The 230-nt window shown below is 53.9% G+C and carries 1 pseudogene; it reads left to right on the plus strand.

Annotated elements, in window-relative coordinates:
* Positions 1-169 (plus strand): annotated as a pseudogene (locus KVT28_RS28075) (aconitase family protein); the annotation flags it as partial.
* Between the last annotated feature and the right edge of the window lie 61 nt (positions 170-230).

Genomic DNA, 230 nt, shown 5'->3' on the forward strand with positions numbered 1-230 from the left:
ACTGCAAGTTAATCAGGCGCAAAAACCGCATAAAACCGTGAGCTACCGCGATAGCGAAACTGGAGAAAGCTACCAGCTGGATGATGGTGCGGTCGTGATCTCGGCGATTACCTCTTGTACTAATACCTCAAACCCTAGCGTGCTGATGGGTGCCGGTTTACTGGCGAAGTAAGCCGTTGAACGCGGTCTGATGCGCAAGCCCTGGGTTAAGGCCTCACTGGCACCCGGTT

It is taken from the genome of Pantoea sp. GbtcB22, assembly GCF_019091025.1.
GTDB lineage: Bacteria > Pseudomonadota > Gammaproteobacteria > Enterobacterales > Enterobacteriaceae > Pantoea > Pantoea leporis.